At 40.5% G+C, this 18,171-nt stretch carries 17 protein-coding genes; 6 read left to right on the top strand and 11 right to left on the bottom strand.

Features of this window, described 5'->3' with window-relative positions; genetic code table 11:
- The first annotated feature begins 130 nt into the window (after positions 1–130).
- On the top strand, positions 131–640 hold the full coding sequence (locus N780_RS19035) for a GNAT family N-acetyltransferase (RefSeq protein WP_036787946.1): 510 nt from the start codon (positions 131–133) through the stop codon (positions 638–640).
- A 383-nt stretch (positions 641–1,023) separates the two neighbouring features.
- Here N780_RS19035 and N780_RS19030 read toward each other — a convergent pair whose 3' ends face one another.
- Positions 1,024–1,446 carry a universal stress protein gene (locus N780_RS19030; protein WP_036787943.1) on the bottom strand — a complete coding sequence of 141 codons (423 nt, stop codon included), beginning with the start codon at positions 1,444–1,446 and terminating at the stop codon, positions 1,024–1,026.
- A 277-nt stretch (positions 1,447–1,723) separates the two neighbouring features.
- On the opposite strand from N780_RS19030, the gene N780_RS19025 reads away from it, so the two are divergent.
- Positions 1,724–3,196, top strand: coding sequence for a SulP family inorganic anion transporter (locus N780_RS19025; RefSeq protein ID WP_036787933.1), 1,473 nt, complete (start codon positions 1,724–1,726; stop codon positions 3,194–3,196).
- A 466-nt stretch (positions 3,197–3,662) separates the two neighbouring features.
- Here the strand turns inward: N780_RS19025 and chrA are convergent, their stop codons facing one another.
- The 8 genes from chrA to gnd form a co-directional block, all read right to left on the bottom strand.
- Positions 3,663–4,829, bottom strand: coding sequence for a chromate efflux transporter (gene chrA, locus N780_RS19020; RefSeq protein ID WP_232299569.1), 1,167 nt, complete (start codon positions 4,827–4,829; stop codon positions 3,663–3,665).
- Positions 4,830–4,929: 100 nt separating this feature from the next.
- Complete coding sequence (locus N780_RS19015; protein WP_036787930.1) at positions 4,930–5,328, bottom strand: hypothetical protein; 399 nt, start codon at positions 5,326–5,328, stop codon at positions 4,930–4,932.
- Between the two features lie 218 nt (positions 5,329–5,546).
- Positions 5,547–5,804 (bottom strand): HPr family phosphocarrier protein, encoded by a 258-nt coding sequence (locus tag N780_RS19010; protein WP_232299568.1) that lies wholly within the window; start codon positions 5,802–5,804, stop codon positions 5,547–5,549.
- A gap of 22 nt (positions 5,805–5,826) precedes the next feature.
- Entirely contained in the window at positions 5,827–6,723 is an 897-nt protein-coding gene (locus N780_RS19005) for an AEC family transporter (RefSeq protein ID WP_036787917.1), read from the bottom strand.
- A gap of 130 nt (positions 6,724–6,853) precedes the next feature.
- A complete protein-coding gene (locus N780_RS19000; RefSeq protein WP_036787915.1) occupies positions 6,854–8,134 on the bottom strand; it encodes a TRAP transporter large permease in 1,281 nt (426 codons plus the stop codon).
- The gene (locus N780_RS18995; protein ID WP_036787913.1) at positions 8,131–8,670 is read right to left on the bottom strand and encodes a TRAP transporter small permease; all 540 of its coding nucleotides are present in this window, start codon (positions 8,668–8,670) and stop codon (positions 8,131–8,133) included. The genes N780_RS19000 and N780_RS18995 overlap by 4 nt, the downstream gene beginning before the upstream one ends.
- A gap of 97 nt (positions 8,671–8,767) precedes the next feature.
- Complete coding sequence (locus N780_RS18990) at positions 8,768–9,811, bottom strand: TRAP transporter substrate-binding protein (RefSeq protein WP_036787912.1); 1,044 nt, start codon at positions 9,809–9,811, stop codon at positions 8,768–8,770.
- A gap of 50 nt (positions 9,812–9,861) precedes the next feature.
- Entirely contained in the window at positions 9,862–10,758 is an 897-nt protein-coding gene (gene gnd / locus N780_RS18985; protein WP_036787910.1) for a phosphogluconate dehydrogenase (NAD(+)-dependent, decarboxylating), read from the bottom strand.
- Positions 10,759–10,956: 198 nt separating this feature from the next.
- Here gnd and N780_RS18980 point away from each other — a divergent pair, with 198 nt between their 5' ends.
- The 3 genes from N780_RS18980 (at position 10,957) to N780_RS18970 (ending at position 13,883) form a co-directional block, all read left to right on the top strand.
- Positions 10,957–11,814 (top strand): MurR/RpiR family transcriptional regulator, encoded by an 858-nt coding sequence (locus N780_RS18980; protein ID WP_052115172.1) that lies wholly within the window; start codon positions 10,957–10,959, stop codon positions 11,812–11,814.
- 16 nt (positions 11,815–11,830) lie between these two features.
- Positions 11,831–13,321 carry a gluconokinase gene (locus tag N780_RS18975; protein ID WP_036787908.1) on the top strand — a complete coding sequence of 497 codons (1,491 nt, stop codon included), beginning with the start codon at positions 11,831–11,833 and terminating at the stop codon, positions 13,319–13,321.
- Positions 13,322–13,481: 160 nt separating this feature from the next.
- Complete coding sequence (locus N780_RS18970) at positions 13,482–13,883, top strand: hypothetical protein (RefSeq protein WP_198135891.1); 402 nt, start codon at positions 13,482–13,484, stop codon at positions 13,881–13,883.
- A 467-nt stretch (positions 13,884–14,350) separates the two neighbouring features.
- On the opposite strand, the gene cls is transcribed toward N780_RS18970, so the two are convergent.
- Positions 14,351–15,856 carry a cardiolipin synthase gene (gene cls, locus N780_RS18965; RefSeq protein WP_036787901.1) on the bottom strand — a complete coding sequence of 502 codons (1,506 nt, stop codon included), beginning with the start codon at positions 15,854–15,856 and terminating at the stop codon, positions 14,351–14,353.
- A 114-nt stretch (positions 15,857–15,970) separates the two neighbouring features.
- Positions 15,971–16,960: a nucleotidyltransferase domain-containing protein gene (locus N780_RS18960; RefSeq protein ID WP_036787899.1), complete on the bottom strand. Its 990-nt coding sequence runs from the start codon at positions 16,958–16,960 to the stop codon at positions 15,971–15,973.
- 297 nt (positions 16,961–17,257) lie between these two features.
- Here N780_RS18960 and N780_RS18955 point away from each other — a divergent pair, with 297 nt between their 5' ends.
- Positions 17,258–17,947 (top strand): YczE/YyaS/YitT family protein, encoded by a 690-nt coding sequence (locus tag N780_RS18955; protein ID WP_052115171.1) that lies wholly within the window; start codon positions 17,258–17,260, stop codon positions 17,945–17,947.
- Positions 17,948–18,171: the final 224 nt, after the last annotated feature.

Here is an 18,171-nt window from a genome sequence, read left to right as displayed (position 1 = left end):
TCCGGCTTAAACATCTCATCTTCAAGTCTTCCACATAAGGGGGCTTATAAGGAATAAATTATATTGGTATTTCGCCACTCGAATAAAAACAGTATAATAAGATCAACTGCTATTCATAAGGAGGTATGGTATGGAAATTAAACGACTAGGTTCAATAGACGCAGAAAATTATTGGAACCTACGCCTTGAATCTCTACTTACAAACCCAGAAGCATTTATTACCACTTACGATGAAGCGAAACAAAGAGCAAATCCTGTAGAACGTACTGCTGACCAGTTAAGTAACCAAAGTACACACACGTACGGAGCTTATATAGATGGCCATCTTCGTGGAGTCGTCACCCTTCACCCAGAAACCCACACAAAATTCAAACATAAAGGACACATTCTGGCCATGTATGTATCCCCTCAAACAAGAGGTCTTGGTGTCGGTATCGCCTTATTGGATTCCTGCACGGCGCAATCCAGATCCTTACATATCGAACAACTCCATCTAAGTGTTGTCGCCACGAACCAACCAGCGATCGACCTCTACCGTAAATACGGTTTCACCAAATACGGACACGAACCACGCGCCATAAAGATTAAAGAAGGTCACTATCTAGATGAAGAGTTGATGTACAAAGAGATTTTAGAGTAGCACGCAGTTTAAAACTGCGTGCTTTTTTATGTTTTGATGGATAAAGGTTTAGTAATTGGTGTTTACATTTAGTAAGTTCATCCTGGTATTCCTAAAAAACACTGCCCCTTTAGGAACTCCTCTCGTTCTTTTCGTAAATTCAAGTCGTTTTTTCGTAACTCAATGCTGATTTTGGAAAGTTTAATCAGGTTTTAGTAACTTTGTTCTGGTTTTAAGTAATTCAGTTCGTTTTTAGTCAATTCTCTCTGGCTTTTGGTCACTGTTCTCCACTCTTACGACATTTCGATAGCCGTTTCGTCATTCCGGGTATTTAATACACACAAAAAAAGCCAGAACCCGCTACGGTTTCTGACTTAATTGATACCAACTTTCTTCCTTATATATTACTTCACAATCATAACCGGACATTTAGCTCCAAGGGTCACTTTGTGAGAAACACTACCTAATACTACTTCCTGAAGAGCGTTAAGACCTCGGCTCCCCATAATTACAACATCGTATTCCTCTTCGTTAGCTACGCGAGTGAGTTCTGTTCCCGGATCACCTTTTAATAGTTTAAAATCATAGCTTACTTCTTTTCGATCAAATAAACCTTCTATCGGTTTAACGCGTTCGTGCCTTTTTTGTTCTAGGAGACTCATGCTGCTTCCTTTTGTAAGGACGTCATGCTTCGAGGCGGCAGGATCAACCACATAGGCAATGGTTATGCTAGCGCACGCTTCAATCTTAGCAAGATGTGCAGCTTTATGAGCAGCTCGCAGAGCAGATTCAGATCCATCTGTGGCTAGAAGTATTCGTTGATACATAACAAAACTCCCCCTAATATATGGCTATACTTCTTATCATACCACGGTTTGGATGCTTAAAGGACCTTTAAATATTCAGACAAAAAAATGTCATTTTTATGGTTCAGGGGTCTCTGGTGAAGGATAAGTGAGATTTTTAAAGAAAAAACATTAATTAAACGCTTACATGGGGTTATTTGTTTTACGGTCTTCGTGTTATAATCACTCTCGTTGCAATCGGATTTGCTTTCGGCGCGGTCGAAAGCCAACATTAAAAACTGAAGAAAGAGGTGTCGATTTGAACCTAGAAACAATTAAACAACAATGGTTCGGTAACGTTAAGGGTGACGTTATGGCTGGTATCGTCGTTGCTCTTGCTCTGATTCCTGAAGCAATTGCCTTCTCTATCATTGCGGGCGTAGATCCGAAAGTCGGCTTGTATGCATCCTTCTGTATTGCGGTTGTCATCGCTTTTACCGGCGGTCGATCTGGTATGATATCAGCGGCCACAGGTGCTATGGCGCTCTTGATGGTGACACTGGTTAAAGATCATGGCTTGGAATATCTATTAGCGGCTACGGTTTTAACCGGAATTTTGCAATATTTATTTGGTGTTTTGAAAGTCGCCAAATTTATGAAGTTCATCCCCCGCTCAGTTATGATCGGGTTCGTGAACGCCTTAGGGATCCTGATCTTTACAGCTCAGCTCCCACACTTTGAAGGTGAAGGAATGGCGATGTACCTAATGGTTGCAGGTTCTCTTGCAATTATTTATATCCTACCTCGCTTTACAACTGCGATTCCTGCTCCTCTTGTTGCCATTATTGTAATGACAGTCATTGCATTAACAACAAGTGTAGGAGTACGCACAGTTGGAGATATGGGTACATTACCAAGTGAACTACCAATGTTCCTTATTCCTGATATTCCACTGAATTTCGAAACGCTTCAAATTATCTTCCCATATGCATTCGCATTATCCATTGTGGGACTACTTGAATCGTTACTAACAGCTCAAATCGTAGACGACATGACTGACACGCCGAGTGACAAGAACAAAGAAGCTCGTGGTCAAGGTATTTCTAACGTCGTTACTGGATTTTTTGGCGGCATGGCCGGCTGTGCGATGATTGGCCAATCTGTCATTAATGTAAAATCCGGTGGACGTGGAAGACTTTCCACTTTAATAGCAGGTCTGTTCTTATTATTCCTTATCCTTGTCTTACAAGGTGTTCTAGTTCAAATTCCAATGGCAGCCCTTGTGGGTGTTATGATTATGGTATCGATTGGCACATTTGATTGGTCTTCTTTAACGAAGCTCCATCGTATGCCAGTTACTGATGCAGCTGTTATGATTGTAACCGTAGGAACAGTTGTTTACACACACAACCTATCCCTTGGAGTATTTGCAGGTATCATCTTAAGTGCGATCTTCTTCGTGGCGAAGATCTCTAATATTCACGTTGAGAAAACACTAGATGCAGAGCATAGTAAGCGTATGTATCGTGTAACAGGTCAAATGTTCTTCGCATCTATTTCCGAATTCGCGGATTACTTTGATTATAAAGAAGAAGTGGATACAGTCGTGATTGATTTTAGTGCCACACACGTTTGGGACGATTCAGCGGTTGGAGCGATTGATAAAGTCGTGATGAAATTCCAAGAACAAGGGACCAACGTAGAAATTATGGGACTAAATGACGCAAGTTCTACTCTAGTAAATAAACTCGCTGTTCATGATAAACCAAATGCGAAAGCATCTGGTCATTAAGAAATGTAAGATCCCCTGACGCTTAGCGTCAGGGGATCTTTTTTTATGCTATCATTTTAGGCGGTTTACTGTGTAGATTTACATGAAATAGTGTTGTACAAGAAGTGCGAGTGATGTGAGGACAAGTGTTCCATAGTTAAACAAGAAGTTATTCCCTTTCGAAAACTGTTGCTCTCTTCCCGTGAGCGATACCATGGCTTGTTTACGCAATTTGGTCTCTTCCATCAGATCTAATCACCACTTTTGTAAACGTTTTCATTTTGTGACCCTATCATACCACAACTCTAAATTATCTGACAAGTCAGATAATTTAGGTTCGTGTTAAAACTTTACGTTGAAATATGTTTTTAAAAACAAACCATCTCTACATTTCAGCTAATGGACAAGCTTCTCTGCTTATTGCAACACAATCAAAAGACATAAAAAAAAGATATGGATACCCATATCTTTTCCACTTTAACCTTATTTATACGATTGCAGATACCGCTACATAGGCTAGAACTGTAAGGATTACAACAAGCCATGCTGGGCGCTTCCAGAAATACAATAGCGCAAATGAACCTAAGCTCACAGCTACGTCTTTAGGTGCTTGGATTGCGCTTGTCCAAATCGGGTCGTAAAATGCTGCAAGCAATAGACCAACCACAGCTGCATTTACACCAAGCAAGGCCGCACGTACTCGTTTTACCTTGCGAAGTGAGTTCCAAAACGGCAGAACGCCAATTAACAGCAAGAATGATGGTAGAAACATCGCTAAAGAAGCCACAATACCGCCAGGAATACCTTTTACTACAGTCCCAATATAACTTGAGAACGTGAACATAGGTCCTGGTACAGCTTGTGTTGCCCCGTACCCTGCTAAGAATAGATCTTTAGAAATAAGTGCCGGCACAACTTCAGCCTCTAACATAGGCAGAACGACGTGACCTCCACCAAATACGATTGAGCCAACTCGATAGAAAATATCAAAAATCGTCACGTAAATGGAAGAGCTAGCATTCGCTACAATAGGGATAAATGCGAGCAATGCAGCAAAAATCGTTAGAGATATGACACCTGTTCGCTTTTTGAAACGAAGCCCCACATCCTGTCCTTCAGGTAGCTCAGCATTACGATAGAGGATAATACCAATTATTGCTCCAGCTAGAATCACAACAATCTGGAATAAAGCTGTTTGATAAAACAGCAATGCGATTGCAGCTAAGATGGCTATCGTAATACGCGGACGATCGGGTGTTAACTTTTTGCCCATATTCATAATCGCATGAGCCACGACCGCTACAGCGACAACTTTTAACCCTTTCACCCAAGAAGCGTCTTGGATTCCTAAAGAATGAACCGTGAGCGCGAAAAGGATCAAGGCTACAATAGATGGAAGTGTAAACCCAATCCACGCACAAATACCTCCCAGGATCCCACCACGAACCATACCAATAGAGATTCCCACCTGACTACTAGCAGGTCCCGGCAAGAATTGGCACAATGCGATTAGGTCCGCATAACTTTTATCATCAAGCCATTTTCGTCTTTTCACATACTCATCCTGGAAGTACGCCAAGTGAGCAACAGGGCCTCCGAACGAGGTCAAGCCCAATCGAAAAGCGACAAGCAAGATTTCTATATATGTCTTCACAAATTTGCCTCCTTCACTAAACATCTCCCTCATTTTATAGGGAACCGTTTTGGGAGGCAATAGTATGAATGACAAATTTACATTTCATTATTAGAGCATTCTAAAGAGAACTTTCTCGTTCAAGTGTTGAAGTTTCGTCAAGTAAACGCTTCTCGAGCGTCGACTCAATACCTGCATGTTTATACTTCTCTGAAACAGCCATTTCGACATATTCGAAACAGTCATAAACATTATTTTCTCGTTCATACTGTTCTCCTATTACCTCTACATCCATACGCTTTACTTCTTTCTTTACACACTGATAGCCATAAGCATAACCGACGACCTGACCCTTACACAAAGCAATCCAACCTTTATGTCCTTCTTCATCAGCGTCATTAATAATCTGCGCGCGAATAGCATCGCTTGTTCGGCCTTCTTCGCACAATTCATGGGAAAGGGACACGACATCTTCTATATAACCGCTCGTTCCATCGAAGGGTACGTATGATATCAACATTTCATTTCACTCCTTATTCTTACCAGACCATTCCCTCTTTTGGTGCCATCATAACCCTTTTATTGTTCTAAAATAATATGCTTTGTTAAATGTTTTTAGTTTGTAAGGACATCACTGCATTGGTGGCTATGGCTTAGTGTGGAACAAATCGTTTCGTTCGAGGAAGCTCATAATCAAAAAAGGTACTATTCTTTTAAGAACAGTACCTGTTAAGCATTTTATGTTAACCATTGTTTAACCTCTTCTAATGCAACGGAACAATCTCTCCCCTCGCATCGAACCGATAGAACGTCACCATTTTTTAGCCTTAAGCTTATTAATCCAAGGAAGCTTTTTAAATTGACTTCAACCAAGCTTCCCTCTACATTTTTCTCGAGATAAATTTCCGAGTCAAAACGCTGGATTTTGTTACTCAATTCAATAATCGTCTGGGTTTCATCAATACTTACTCGAATCGATTCAGATACCTGATCCATCATAACTCCTCCTTTTATTTTCCTAAGATATAAACGTTAACAATGTTGAAATCGTTACGATACTAGCTAATGTAGTCACCAACGTTATACTCGAAACTAATTCTGGCCTGGCATTAAATTCAACTGCATACATCGTCGTGGTTGCCGCTGAAGGCATGGCTGCAGAAACAATTAACACTTTAGCCAGCAAAGGATCTACCGGCAGAACCCAAACTAGAAATAGGGCAATAAGAGGTGAAACCAAAAGCCTGAGACTTGATGCATAGCTCACTTTCCCCCACTCCATTGATTTCACTGATATATCGGCCAACTGCATCCCCAACACAATCATAACTCCAGGAATGGCAGCGTCGGCAATAAGGTGAATAGCCGAAAATAGATTTTCTGGCATCGGGATATGTAATACATTCATGAGTAATGCAATGATGACCGCATATGTAGCAGGCATTTTCATAACCGATTGTGCAGCCAACTTCATACCAGACTGACCTCTTGCCGCGTAATACACGCCAAAGAAATTCATGATAATGGCTTGTAAGACAAGAAAGGATACTGAATAGGCAAACCCTTCCTCACCAAAAGCAAACAAGACAATGGGCGCACCATAATTACCTGAATTCATAAATGCAGTAGATAAAATCATACCGCTCTCAACAGATTGGTCATAACCCTTTATGACTTTTGTGATCTTATTAATGATTATGATAGCCGTAAGTAAACAAGCCGAAAAGGCTACAATAATGATATATTCACCGTTTAGCTTCGCATCATAAAATGTCTCAAACACTAAGCACGGCGTTAAGATATAAATCGCAACTGTTGATACTGATTTAATATCTAACTGCTTCCACTTCTGAATACCAAACCCACATAAAAATACAAGAAGCACAGGGAAAACGACCTGGATAAACACACTCACTTGCGATCCCTTCTTTCATTTACAATTGCTTTTCCTTCAAATAACGTTTGCTTCTTATTCTCCAAGCGATTGAACTTTCCATAAACATAACGAAGATTCTTTACATAATGTAAAGAATCCTGTTAAGTGCTTATCCTCCCAAATTAGCTAACCACAAGGATAGTTGTGGAATAAAGACAATCAAGCCAAGTGAAATTAACATAGCTATAAAGAAAGGTAGAATCGCTTTTGAAAGCTCTTCAATGGAAAGTCCAGATATTCCCGAACCTACGAATAGATTAACACCTAGAGGAGGTGTAATAAATCCAATTGCTAAGTTTACAACCATTAAAATTCCAAAGTGAATCGGGTCGTAACCTAAGTTCGTAGCAATTGGCAACAAGATCGGTGTAAGAATAATAATGGCAGCCAATGTATCCATGAAGCAACCCACAATTAGAAGAAGGATGGTAATCATTAAGATAATAACAATATTACTATCACTTACAGATAACATGAAGCTTGCCACTTGTTCCGGAATTCGTTCAATTGTAAGCAATCGCCCGAATGCTGTTGCGGTTCCCACAATAATTAAAATCGTTGCAGTAGTTAGTGAAGAGTCAATTAATAATTTAGGGATATGCTTTATTTTCAATTCCCCGTACAAGAATAAACCTGCAATCAGGCTGTATACTACGGCAATTACAGCTGCTTCAGTAGGTGTGAAGAACCCGCCGTAAATACCACCTAGTATAATGATAGGGATGATGAGGGCCCATTTGGCTTCCCAGAAAGAAGTAAACACGTTTTTAAGTGTCATTTTCTCTCCTGTTCCACCATAATTGTGTTTCTTTGAATAAATATAAGCCCAAATCATTAGTGCAACTCCAACCAAGATCCCAGGAATAATTCCTGCCATAAACATTTTACCAACTGAAGCACCACCAACTACACCATAAATAACCATCGGAATACTTGGCGGGATAATGACTCCAATTGAACCGGCCGCAGCCACTACAGCTGTGGCAAACTGCTTATCGTATCCTTTACGAACCATCGCAGGAATCATAATTCCCCCAATCGCCGCAACGGTTGCAGGTCCAGAACCTGAAATCGCCGCAAAGAACATACAAGTAACAATGGTCGCCATTGCAAAGCCGCCTGTTTTGTTACCAACCAAGGCGTTTGCAAAATCAAAGAGACGTTCTGATATGCCGCCCTTCCCCATGATCTCACCTGCTAGTATAAAGAAAGGTACCGCCATGATGGGGAAGGAGTCTACTGCTGTCACTAGTTCTTTCATCAGAAAATCAAGTGGAAGAGCTCCTGTATAAAGGATTGTTGCAAGCGACGATAATCCAAGAGCGATTCCAATAGGAACACTTAATAAGAGAAACAGAGTGAAACTTCCAAATAAAACACCAGCTGTCATGCTTCGACTCCTCCCTTCTCTTCTTGCAATCTTTCACGGTCACCCGACACATTCATTTCTTCTTTTCCAATGAGCATCTTAAATTGCTTGTAGATATTTTGAAGCAGACGGATTGCCGCTAAGCCCATCCCAATTGGCGCTGATAAATAAACAAGACCCATCGGTATATGTAACGCTGGAGATTGTTGACCAAACGATAAAAGTTTCATCGCAATAGCTGATCCGTACTTCATCACAATAATAGCAAAAACCAAAAAGAGCAGATTAGACAAGATAGATAGAATTAGCTTTCCTTTATCTTTTAACACCAAAAGCATTACGTCGACTTTTAAATGGCGTTGTTTCTTAACACCATAGCTGATCCCGATGTAGACAAGCCATATGAAGCAATATCGACCCAACTCTTCAGACCAAGAAAGTGAATTCCCCGCTAACCTCATCACTACTTGCAGAAAGATTACGGATACCATGACTGAAGAAAATACAACTAACAAAGCTTCTTCTAATCGTTGATCAATTAATTTAAGTAATCTCATCGTTTTCACCTCAGATCATGCTTATCAATTACATTAGTAGAAAAAAGGGCACCTGGATAAGGTGTGGTCTAGAGCCAGGAAACCCTTTTTTTCGTCCTTATTTTGAAGCTTCTTCAACGGCTTTATAGACTTCGTCTACAATGTCTTCGCCGATTTTACTCTTATACTCGTCTACAACAGGCTGCACTTTCTTCTTCATTTCTTCACGTGCTTCGTCTGTAATCTCTGTGAATTCCATACCCTCTTCTTGTAACTTCTTAAGGTATTTTTCGTTCGCTTCACGATTAAGTTTACGCTCATACTCCCCGGCTTCTTCTGCTGCTTCTTTGACAATCTTCTGATTCTCTTCAGATAAGTTATCAAAGAATGTTTTACTCATTAAGAATACAAATGGACTATAGATATGGTGCGTGTTTGAAACATGGTCTTGCACTTCATAGAATTTCTGTAAGTAAATTGTTGCGTATGGATTCTCTTGTCCATCTACTGTTCCTTGTTGCATCGCTGTAAATAGTTCAGTGAATGCCATTGGAGTAGGGTTTGCACCTAATGCTTTAAATGCATCTAAATGTAAGTCGTTTTCCATTGTACGAATCTTAAGACCTTTGAAATCTTCTACAGAAGAAACGGCACGCTCCGAGTTTGTCAGGTCACGGAACCCATTTTCCCAATACGCTAAACCTTTTAAGTCTTGCCCTTCTAGTTTATCTAGAATCTTCTGTCCTGTTTCTCCATCTAATACCTGATCCGCTACATCTTCACTTGGGAATAGGAACGGAATATCAAATACGCTAAATTCAGGAACAAAGTTCGCCATTGGAGCTGTAGATGGAATAACCACCTGCTGGCTGTTAATTTGTAAGTTCTCGATCATCGTACGATCATCGCCTAGCTGGCCACTGTGGAACGTTTCCACTTTAATAGAACCATCTGTCTTTTCTTCAACGATTTCTTTAAACTTTAACAAACCTTTGTACTGAGGGTGCTTGTCGTTTAACCCGATACCTGCTCGAATCACTTTCTCTTCTCCAGATTCACTTCCATCACCATTAGAACTTTTGCCTTCGGATTCATTTCCTCCACAAGCTGCTAATACTAGAATAAGCATTGCAGTTAGAGCTACAGTAAATAAACGTTTCATGCTCAGTCTCCCCTTTGTCTTTTGATTATTTATTGAAGTTCATAAGCTCATTAGTTCTTTACGACAGCGTGTCCTCCGAATTCGTTACGTAAGGCAGCAACTACTTTTCCTGTGAACGTGTCGTCTTCTTGTGAACGATAGCGCATCATCAAGGATAGCGCGATTACCGGTGCAGCAGTTTGTAAGTCCAGTGCCGATTCAACCGTCCATTTTCCTTCCCCAGAAGAATTCATTACCCCACGAATGTCCTCAAGCTTCGCATCTTTACTAAATGCACTCTCTGTTAATTCCATTAACCATGAACGAATAACTGATCCGTGGTTCCAAACATTCGCCACTTGCTCATAGTCGTAATCGAACGGGCTTTTTTCCAAAATGTCAAAGCCTTCACCAATGGCTTGCATCATGCCGTATTCTATTCCGTTATGTACCATCTTCAAGAAGTGCCCACTGCCTGTACGCCCCGCGAAATGGTAACCGCTTTCAATTGCTGTATCTTTAAAGATGGCTTCAATTTTTCTAAATTCTGTTTCATCTCCGCCAATCATATAACAAGCTCCATTGCGAGCTCCTTCTGTTCCGCCACTTGTACCAACATCAAAGTAATGAATGCCGTATGCGTCCATTTCTTCAGAGCGGCGCAGTGTATCTTTATAGTTCGAATTTCCACCATCAATGACGCGATCACCAACGGATAAAAGCGGTTTCAATTCTGATAATACTTGTTCTGTAATCTCTCCTGCCGGAACCATCATCCAAATCGTTCTCGGTGCTTCTAATTTGTCAACAAGTTCTACAATGGATTGCGCCGGAGTTGCGCCATCTTTTGCAATGTTTTCTACCTGGCTGCTGTTTACATCTGTTGCTACAACCTCATGTTGATTGTCTAGAAGATTTAAGGCTAAGTTATACCCCATCTTTCCCAGTCCAATTAATCCTAGTTTCATAGAATGACCCCTCTCTGTATGCAAACAACTATATTCATAGTGTTTTCACGAAATATTTTTTCGTTAATTCCAATTATACATAAAATTTTTTTCGCAGCAAGCGTTTTCATGAAATTTTTTTTCGCGATTACGCTTCATTTCTTTTTTGATATCGTTTACACTTAATGTATTAAATTCTTAGAAAAATGAGGGAATCGTATGCAAGAGACAGCATCGATGCACGTAATTCAGCGAACTCGTGCTATATATAATCAATTAAGTGAAAAAGAAAAACTTATCGCAGATTATATGATGAAAGATCCTCAAAGGATTCTTCATTCTACTATTAATCAGATTGCGGATGATTTAACAATTGCAGATGCAACGGTCTTTCGTTTTTGTAAGCGCTTAGGCTTCAAAGGATATCAGGCTATGAAAATCGCTTTAGCATCCGAATTGGTTAACCCGATCAAAGACATTCATGAAACGATTACAGAAGAAGATTCTGAATATGACATCACTCAAAAAGTGTTTAAAGCGAATATGAATGCTTTAGAACAATCCAAAGAGTTACAAGATAAACAAATCATGAAATCTGTTGTTGATGTCATTTCGAATGCCCGCTCGATAAGCTTTTTCGGGTCAGGAGGATCAGGGATTGTAGCTATGGATGGCCAGCACAAGTTTATACGCACAGGAATACCATCCCACGCTTACAGTGAATCACATTTACAAGTGATGGCAGCTTCACAAATGTCATCAAGTGACGTTGCTATTCTCATCTCTCACTCTGGATCAAATAAAGACATAATGGATGTTGTAGATGTGGTGCAGCAACGAGGAGTTACCACAATTGCCATCACAAACTTAGCTAAATCTACTTTGGCGAAGCGAGTTGACTATTGCTTATACACCACCGCTCAAGAGACAGAATATCGATCAGAAGCTCTTGCTTCAAGAATTGCGGAATTAACTATCATTGATGCCCTTTATGTTAACTACTGTATGAAGAATCAAGCCCAATCCAAAGAAGCCATCAAGAAAATGAGAGAAGCCATTTCGTTAAAAAGAATGTAGAAAGGATTTTTCACCCATGAGATACATTATTGGACTTGATATCGGTACCACGAGCGCGAAGACTGTGATTTTTAATAAAAAGGGACATGTTATATCAGAGCATGAGGAAGGTTATGATCTTCTTCACTCAGCTCCTGAATATGCCGAACAAGATGGTGAAGCCATTAACACAGCGGCTATGGACTCTGTTCGATTAGCACTAGAGAAAGGTTCTATCAAAAGTAAGGATGTCATCGGAGTTGGCTTGTCCTCAGCTATGCACTCGCTTCTCTGCGTGGACAAACAAGGGCGAGCGCTCTCTCCTTCTATTACTTGGGCAGACCGAAGAAGCGTAAATGAAGCAGAATACCTCAAGGATAACCATTCGACGGTCTATTTGCGCACAGGTACCCCACTACACCCTATGTCTCCTCTATCAAAACTGATCTGGATGAAGAACCATCATTACGAGCCTTATCAAAAGGCCTATAAGTATGTTTCGATAAAAGAATATGTACTTTACAGATGGTTTGGTGAGTTTGTAGTGGATTATTCTGTTGCAGCCTCTTCTGGTATGTATGACATTCATAAACAAGATTGGGACGAAACCTCCCTAAAACTTGCTGGCATCTCAAGAGATCAACTATCAAGAGTAGTCCCTGCTACGCACGAAATGAAAGGGCTTTCTAAAGAGGCCTCAGATCTTACGGGACTTGCTTCTAGTACTCCTTTCATTATTGGGGGAAGTGATGGTCCTTTGGCGAATTTAGGCATTGGAGCTATTGAACCTGGTGAAACTGCCGTAACCATAGGAACAAGTGGAGCAATTCGTCAATTTGCTTCTATCCCAGCTGTTGACGAAAAACAGGATGTGTTCTGTTACAGTTTCACGGAGGATTTATGGATTACAGGAGGCCCCACTAATAATGGTGGGATCGTTCTTAATTGGTTAAAAGATTTATTTTCAAATGAAGGATACTCCCTTTCCTTTGACCAACTCAACCATATGGCTGCAAGAGTAAAACCAGGTAGTGAAGGATTACTTTTCCTCCCTTATCTAAATGGAGAACGCGCCCCGTTCTGGGATGCAAGTGCAAAAGCCAATTTCATAGGTTTACGTTCTACTCATGGGAAAGAACATATGGTAAGGGCTGGCATGGAAGGTGTAATCTATAGCATCTATCATATTGCTCACGAACTAGAACGGTTAGGGCACTCACATGATGCCTTATACGCAAGCGGGGGATTTGCGAGAAGCCCTTTATGGACCCAAATGCTTTCCGATGTATTCGGTAAACCTGTACATATCCCTAAAAGCCATCAAAGTTCAGCTTGGGGAGCCGCCTGGACTGCACTGTATAGCTTAGGAGAAGTTCCATCCCTTCATAGTATTAAAACTTCAATTCCTATGAATGAAACAATTGAACCAAACCAGGCTAACTATCAAACCTACCAACAAACGTTCAAAATATACAAAGAACTTTACCCTGCTATAATGAAACAATTGAAGCAACTTCAAAGCATATAGAAACCCGATTCCTCTCTCCTCAAGAGGAATCGGGTTTTCCTTTTAATACAAGCCTACAAACCTTTGTCGAATTTTTGAACATTCGGACTAGCATATTATCTGACTTTACAACTATGATAAAGTTATAAACAAGAAGATTGATGATATGGAGGAAATGTTTATGAATTCTATAAGTCTATTATTACTACGATTCGCGGGCCTATTTGGTTTAATTGGAGCCTTCATCGGTTCACACATGGCCGGCTCACAAGGGGGAGCCTACGCCCTTCGCCCAATTCACGCCCACATCTTAGTCGTAGGATGGCTATCCCTATTTGCCTGGGCCGCCTTTTATCAACTATTTGAAACCCGTTTTATAAAACTAGCAAAAACACACGCCTGGACAGCCATCATCGGCACCACCGGCCTTACACTTGGTATGTGGCTGTACATGGTCAACCCTTTAGAACTTGCCAAAGGCTTCACAACCGTCTTCTACATCGTAGGAGGAACACTTGTATTAGTAAGCTTTGCATTGTTTTTTGTACTAACGTTTTTAGTACAACCATCCCGAAAGCAGTAACAAGTGATCGGTACAGGTCCGTTGCCAGAAGAGTGCATGGGATTGCTGGGGGACAACTCGCTTTCCTGCGGGGGAGCTGGGAAGCCTCCTCAATCGCTACGCGCTTTCCGGGGTCTCCCCTAGGCTCCTTTCCCCGCGGGAGTCTCGCAGTCCCCCAGCAATCCCTGACGTTTATTGGGTGAACGTCCCCACTATAAATCCTTTTATCTATCTCCCATATATGGCGTGTTTCCGTCTCTCCCCATATGGCAAAGGTGGGCCTGGAAATTGCGAGACTCCTGCGGGAGAAAGAGGTAGACGAGACCCCGCAGGGTGGTTTTACCCGAGGAGGCTCGACAGCTCGCCCGCGGAAAGCGAGTGATTTCCAGGCCCACCTTACGCTCCATTAAAGTTAACGGAAACATTACCTATTAAGGTGCTACATAAAAGAGCATCACATTGCTGCTGGCAATGTGATGCTCTTTTCTCTATAGCAGAGGTGCGAAGAGTCGGGCGAAGGCTTCCTTCCACTTCTCTGAAGTCTTGCGCTTCGCAAATTCATTGTAGATCACTTCACTAGACTCCTCTAAGTCCTTATAGTAATTTTCAATCAACTTATCGACAGGCTCTCCGCCATATAAAATCATATTTACCTCAAAGTTTAAATAAAAGCTTCGTAAATCCATATTAGCTGTACCGATAGATGCTGTTTCATCATCGATAATCATAATCTTATGGTGCATAAAGTCCTTCTCATATAAATAGATCTGAATTCCATCTTCAAGAAGTTCAGGGAAATACGAATGCCCGGCATAATAGGTTAGCCAGTTATCAGAGGGTTTTGGAATGAGTAATTTCACATCTAAACCTTGCTGAGCTGCAATTCGAAGGGCTGTATGAATTTCCCTTGAGGGTACAAAATAGGGTGTGGCAATCTTTACAGACTTCTTAGCACTGTGGATCAGTGTCGTGTACACATCTCTCATAATTTGATGTTCATTATGAGGGCCACTTGGAACCACTTGAGTATTTGTATTAGAGTGATCTGGTTCTGGTATCGCTTCTGTACTATATTGTTCTACCAAGTTCTCATCTGTGATATACCACCAATCAACAAGAAAGATCAGGTGTAGGTCTTTAACGGCAGCACCACGTAAGACCATGTGTGTGTCACGCCAGTCCGGAAATTCTTCGCTAATTCCGTGGTATTCATCCCCGACGTTCATTCCTCCGACAAATCCAACTTCATTATCAATGACAATAATTTTACGATGGTTTCGGAAGTTAAATGTTTGTGTTGCAAGTCCACTAGCAATTGGCAAGAATACATGTACTTCTATGCCTGCTTCCTGCATATCTTTCACATCTTTTTTTTTCAGTTTCAAACTCCCTGCAGAATCATAGAGAAGACGAACAGTAACTCCTTCTTGCGCCTTCTGTTTCAAGATTTCTTTCATTTCACGGCCTGTCTCATCACTGTTAAATAAGTAGTATTCCATATGAATAAATGATTTCGCTTGTTTTAGCTTTTCCATTATTTCAGGGAAAGCTTCTTGACCGTTTGTTAAAATCTTGACGTGATTCTCATTACGGAGAGGCGTTTGTGCATAGGATTCTACTATTTTGCGAATGCGCTCTTGTGGACCATTTAATGGCCTAATGTCCTTTTTCCCAGTTTCCGGTTCTTCTTCATTAAACACTTCATGGGCTTTCTTTCTCTTATCTTGGAATAGAATCCCTTGCCTTGAAAGCTGCCCTGAATAAATGTAAAAGAAATAACCTACTATCGGAAGAAGAAGAATCAAAAGGATCCACACAAGTGTATTTGTAGATGACCTACGCTCTAAAATAATGTAAAAAGATATCACTAAAATAGCCCCTATGTAAAAAAGAGCAAAAATCAGTTGAAACATGAAGCTAAGCGGGAGTAAAAATACACCCAAAAAAGCAATGCCGAGTAAAACGAGTAAAGTAAGTTGGATATGAGGTTTCATATTGATCTCCTTTTCAAGAGATTTTCTTCTGACTAAAAACGTTTTCCCTATGGATTTTCTCCTCAAACAAATCTTTTTTAGAATGATCAAAAAAGCCGCATCCTTAGCGGCCTTTTATTTTTGTTCCATTTTAAGTTTGTGTTTAGAATCGTCTATGACGTATTGTGTATAGGTTAGCAACCCTTCAATATCTTGAGGTGGTAATGAGATAAATCCGATTTCCTCTAAACTCCTCTTAAGAGGTGAAGGCAACGTTCTGAAGTAATCTTCGAATTCCTGATCTTGAGACGTTTCAAGTAAGAGAGAGAATGCTTTATTGTAGGCATGCCACAATACATTTGCTTCGTCCCCTTCTTCCGCTTTCCTCTTAGCCTTTCTTGCCCAGAGATCATCTTCAAGTTCTGATAGACCACCAACATGTTCAAATCCAGTTTTACGAAGATGATCACGAAGCTTGGTCATGACTTGAGCTACTTCTTCAAAAGTAACTCTTGAAGTTGGAGCAAATGGTAATACATCCATAATTTCAGATGATCGATCCAGCTTCCTTAAGTGCGTGACGATATGACCTAAACTCACATTATTTTCGTATATAAATTGATGTAATAGCATGGTCTCCGTAAATGCCGCAAGCGCGGCATGCGTCGCTCCAAATGCTCGTCCTGCCCCAACTTGTTCCTCAGCATATTTAATACGCCCTTCAATTAACCTTTCAACATCCTGGATGGCTCCTTTTTCTCCTTTGATGGAGGAGAAATAAGACTTGGCCCAGTTCTGCAGTTTACTTAATTCTGCATTTGTATCTTGTAAAATAATAGACTCGCTGAGGAAGCGATAGTGCCATGGATTGTACGACAACAACTCTTTATTTGGAAATTCCAAAATCGATTTCGTGTGAAGTTGAATGTACTCTCCTTTATAAAAAATAACCCGATCTCCCAAATATTGCTCTCTGCCCGTATAGCAAATAATGTTGATGTCACTGTACTTATCAGCTTCTCCTCTAGCTACAGAGCCAACTAAAATGGCGTAAGTGCTATAGACAAGCTCATTTTGAACAAATTCCTTAGCCAGTTCTAAAAACTGATAGTTCCGAGGATACATCCCTTTTCCCCCTCATTCAAAATAGTTTCGTGCGACTGACAATCTCCGCATACCGTATGATCGTTATCCGTATGTGTGTGTACAAAATCAATTCAAAGACCCTACAATGAAAAACCATTCTCTCTATCTAAACAAAAGACTCATTGGGTATAATAGGGATAATCTATACATTTGAGTTCATTTTTTACTGATTTTGCTTTATCCTTAGTACAGTAAGCATCATCAATTGCTCATACTGATACGTATACCCTAATCATAGACGTTTCAAAAGGCGAATCTGAAAAAAGGAGATTCAACATGTCTAAACTTTCTGAAATATATCATCATTACCTAGGATCCAAACAAAAATGGTTACAGTTTTCCCTTTATTTATTCGGCATTGTAATCTCTAGCCTAGGATTAGCACTTCTTGTTATCTCAGCTGTAGGCGTAGCTCCAGGGGATAGTGTAGCACTTGGATTATCTAAGCGATTTGATATCAAAATTGGTTACTTACTTATAATTGGATTTATAGCCCTTGTCCTTGTAAATGCCAAGATTGAAGGGAAACGACCTCGTTTTGAATCATTATTACCCATCCTTTTAAGAGGATGGACATTAAACCTATGGTTGTATAATGTATTAAACAATACACGCATTGACGTGCTTTGGGCTCAATGGGGGGTATTTGTTATTGGCGTCGTGTTTATGGGCCTTGGCATCGGAATGTATTTACGGGCGCCATTCCCTCATATTCCTGTTGATCACTTCATGATGATCGTAAATGAGAAGACAAACCAATCTAAACGAGTAGTAAGAATCCTCTTTGAATTTGCCCTTGCCGGCCTAGGTCTTTACCTTGGCGGTTGGGATGTGGTTGGACTAGGAACAGTCATCACCGCAATATTCCTCGGACCTATTATTCAATACTTCTATGAGATAACAGGATTTGTGGAGCGGCTCAGTCACTCTAAATCTTCAAAAAAACAAGACTCGGTATTAGAGTGAACGCTTTTTACTAGCGTTCACTTTTTTTATAATCAAATAAATTAGAGCCAAACCGATTCAAATTCCATTTATTAAAAAGAAAAGATATCTCCTTAATGACGCCTGTCCCAGTTTAAAACGGGGCCTCCAGCCTAATAAAAAGGCTCGGTTAATGTTTAGTGTTAATTTTGTTCCATATAAGCCCCCTTATGTGGAAGACTTGAAGATGAGATGTTTAAGCCGGA

It is taken from the genome of Pontibacillus chungwhensis BH030062 (genome assembly GCF_000770675.1).
Classification (GTDB): Bacteria; Bacillota; Bacilli; order Bacillales; family BH030062; genus Pontibacillus; species Pontibacillus chungwhensis.
Note: the sequence above shows the minus strand (reverse complement) of the source record. Positions and strands in the feature narration are given on the sequence as shown.

Coding starts and splice junctions, on each gene's coding strand:
- N780_RS19035 (WP_036787946.1), top strand. CDS start 131: ATGGAAATTAAACGACTAGGTTCAATAGACGCAGAAAATTATTGGAAC.
- N780_RS19030 (WP_036787943.1), bottom strand. CDS start 1,446: ATGTATCAACGAATACTTCTAGCCACAGATGGATCTGAATCTGCTCTG.
- N780_RS19015 (WP_036787930.1), bottom strand. CDS start 5,328: ATGTTGATATCATACGTACCCTTCGATGGAACGAGCGGTTATATAGAA.
- N780_RS19010 (WP_232299568.1), bottom strand. CDS start 5,804: ATGGATCAGGTATCTGAATCGATTCGAGTAAGTATTGATGAAACCCAG.
- N780_RS19000 (WP_036787915.1), bottom strand. CDS start 8,134: ATGACAGCTGGTGTTTTATTTGGAAGTTTCACTCTGTTTCTCTTATTA.
- N780_RS18995 (WP_036787913.1), bottom strand. CDS start 8,670: ATGAGATTACTTAAATTAATTGATCAACGATTAGAAGAAGCTTTGTTA.
- N780_RS18990 (WP_036787912.1), bottom strand. CDS start 9,811: ATGAAACGTTTATTTACTGTAGCTCTAACTGCAATGCTTATTCTAGTA.
- gnd (WP_036787910.1), bottom strand. CDS start 10,758: ATGAAACTAGGATTAATTGGACTGGGAAAGATGGGGTATAACTTAGCC.
- N780_RS18980 (WP_052115172.1), top strand. CDS start 10,957: ATGCAAGAGACAGCATCGATGCACGTAATTCAGCGAACTCGTGCTATA.
- N780_RS18975 (WP_036787908.1), top strand. CDS start 11,831: ATGAGATACATTATTGGACTTGATATCGGTACCACGAGCGCGAAGACT.
- N780_RS18970 (WP_198135891.1), top strand. CDS start 13,482: ATGAATTCTATAAGTCTATTATTACTACGATTCGCGGGCCTATTTGGT.
- cls (WP_036787901.1), bottom strand. CDS start 15,856: ATGAAACCTCATATCCAACTTACTTTACTCGTTTTACTCGGCATTGCT.
- N780_RS18960 (WP_036787899.1), bottom strand. CDS start 16,960: ATGTATCCTCGGAACTATCAGTTTTTAGAACTGGCTAAGGAATTTGTT.
- N780_RS18955 (WP_052115171.1), top strand. CDS start 17,258: ATGTCTAAACTTTCTGAAATATATCATCATTACCTAGGATCCAAACAA.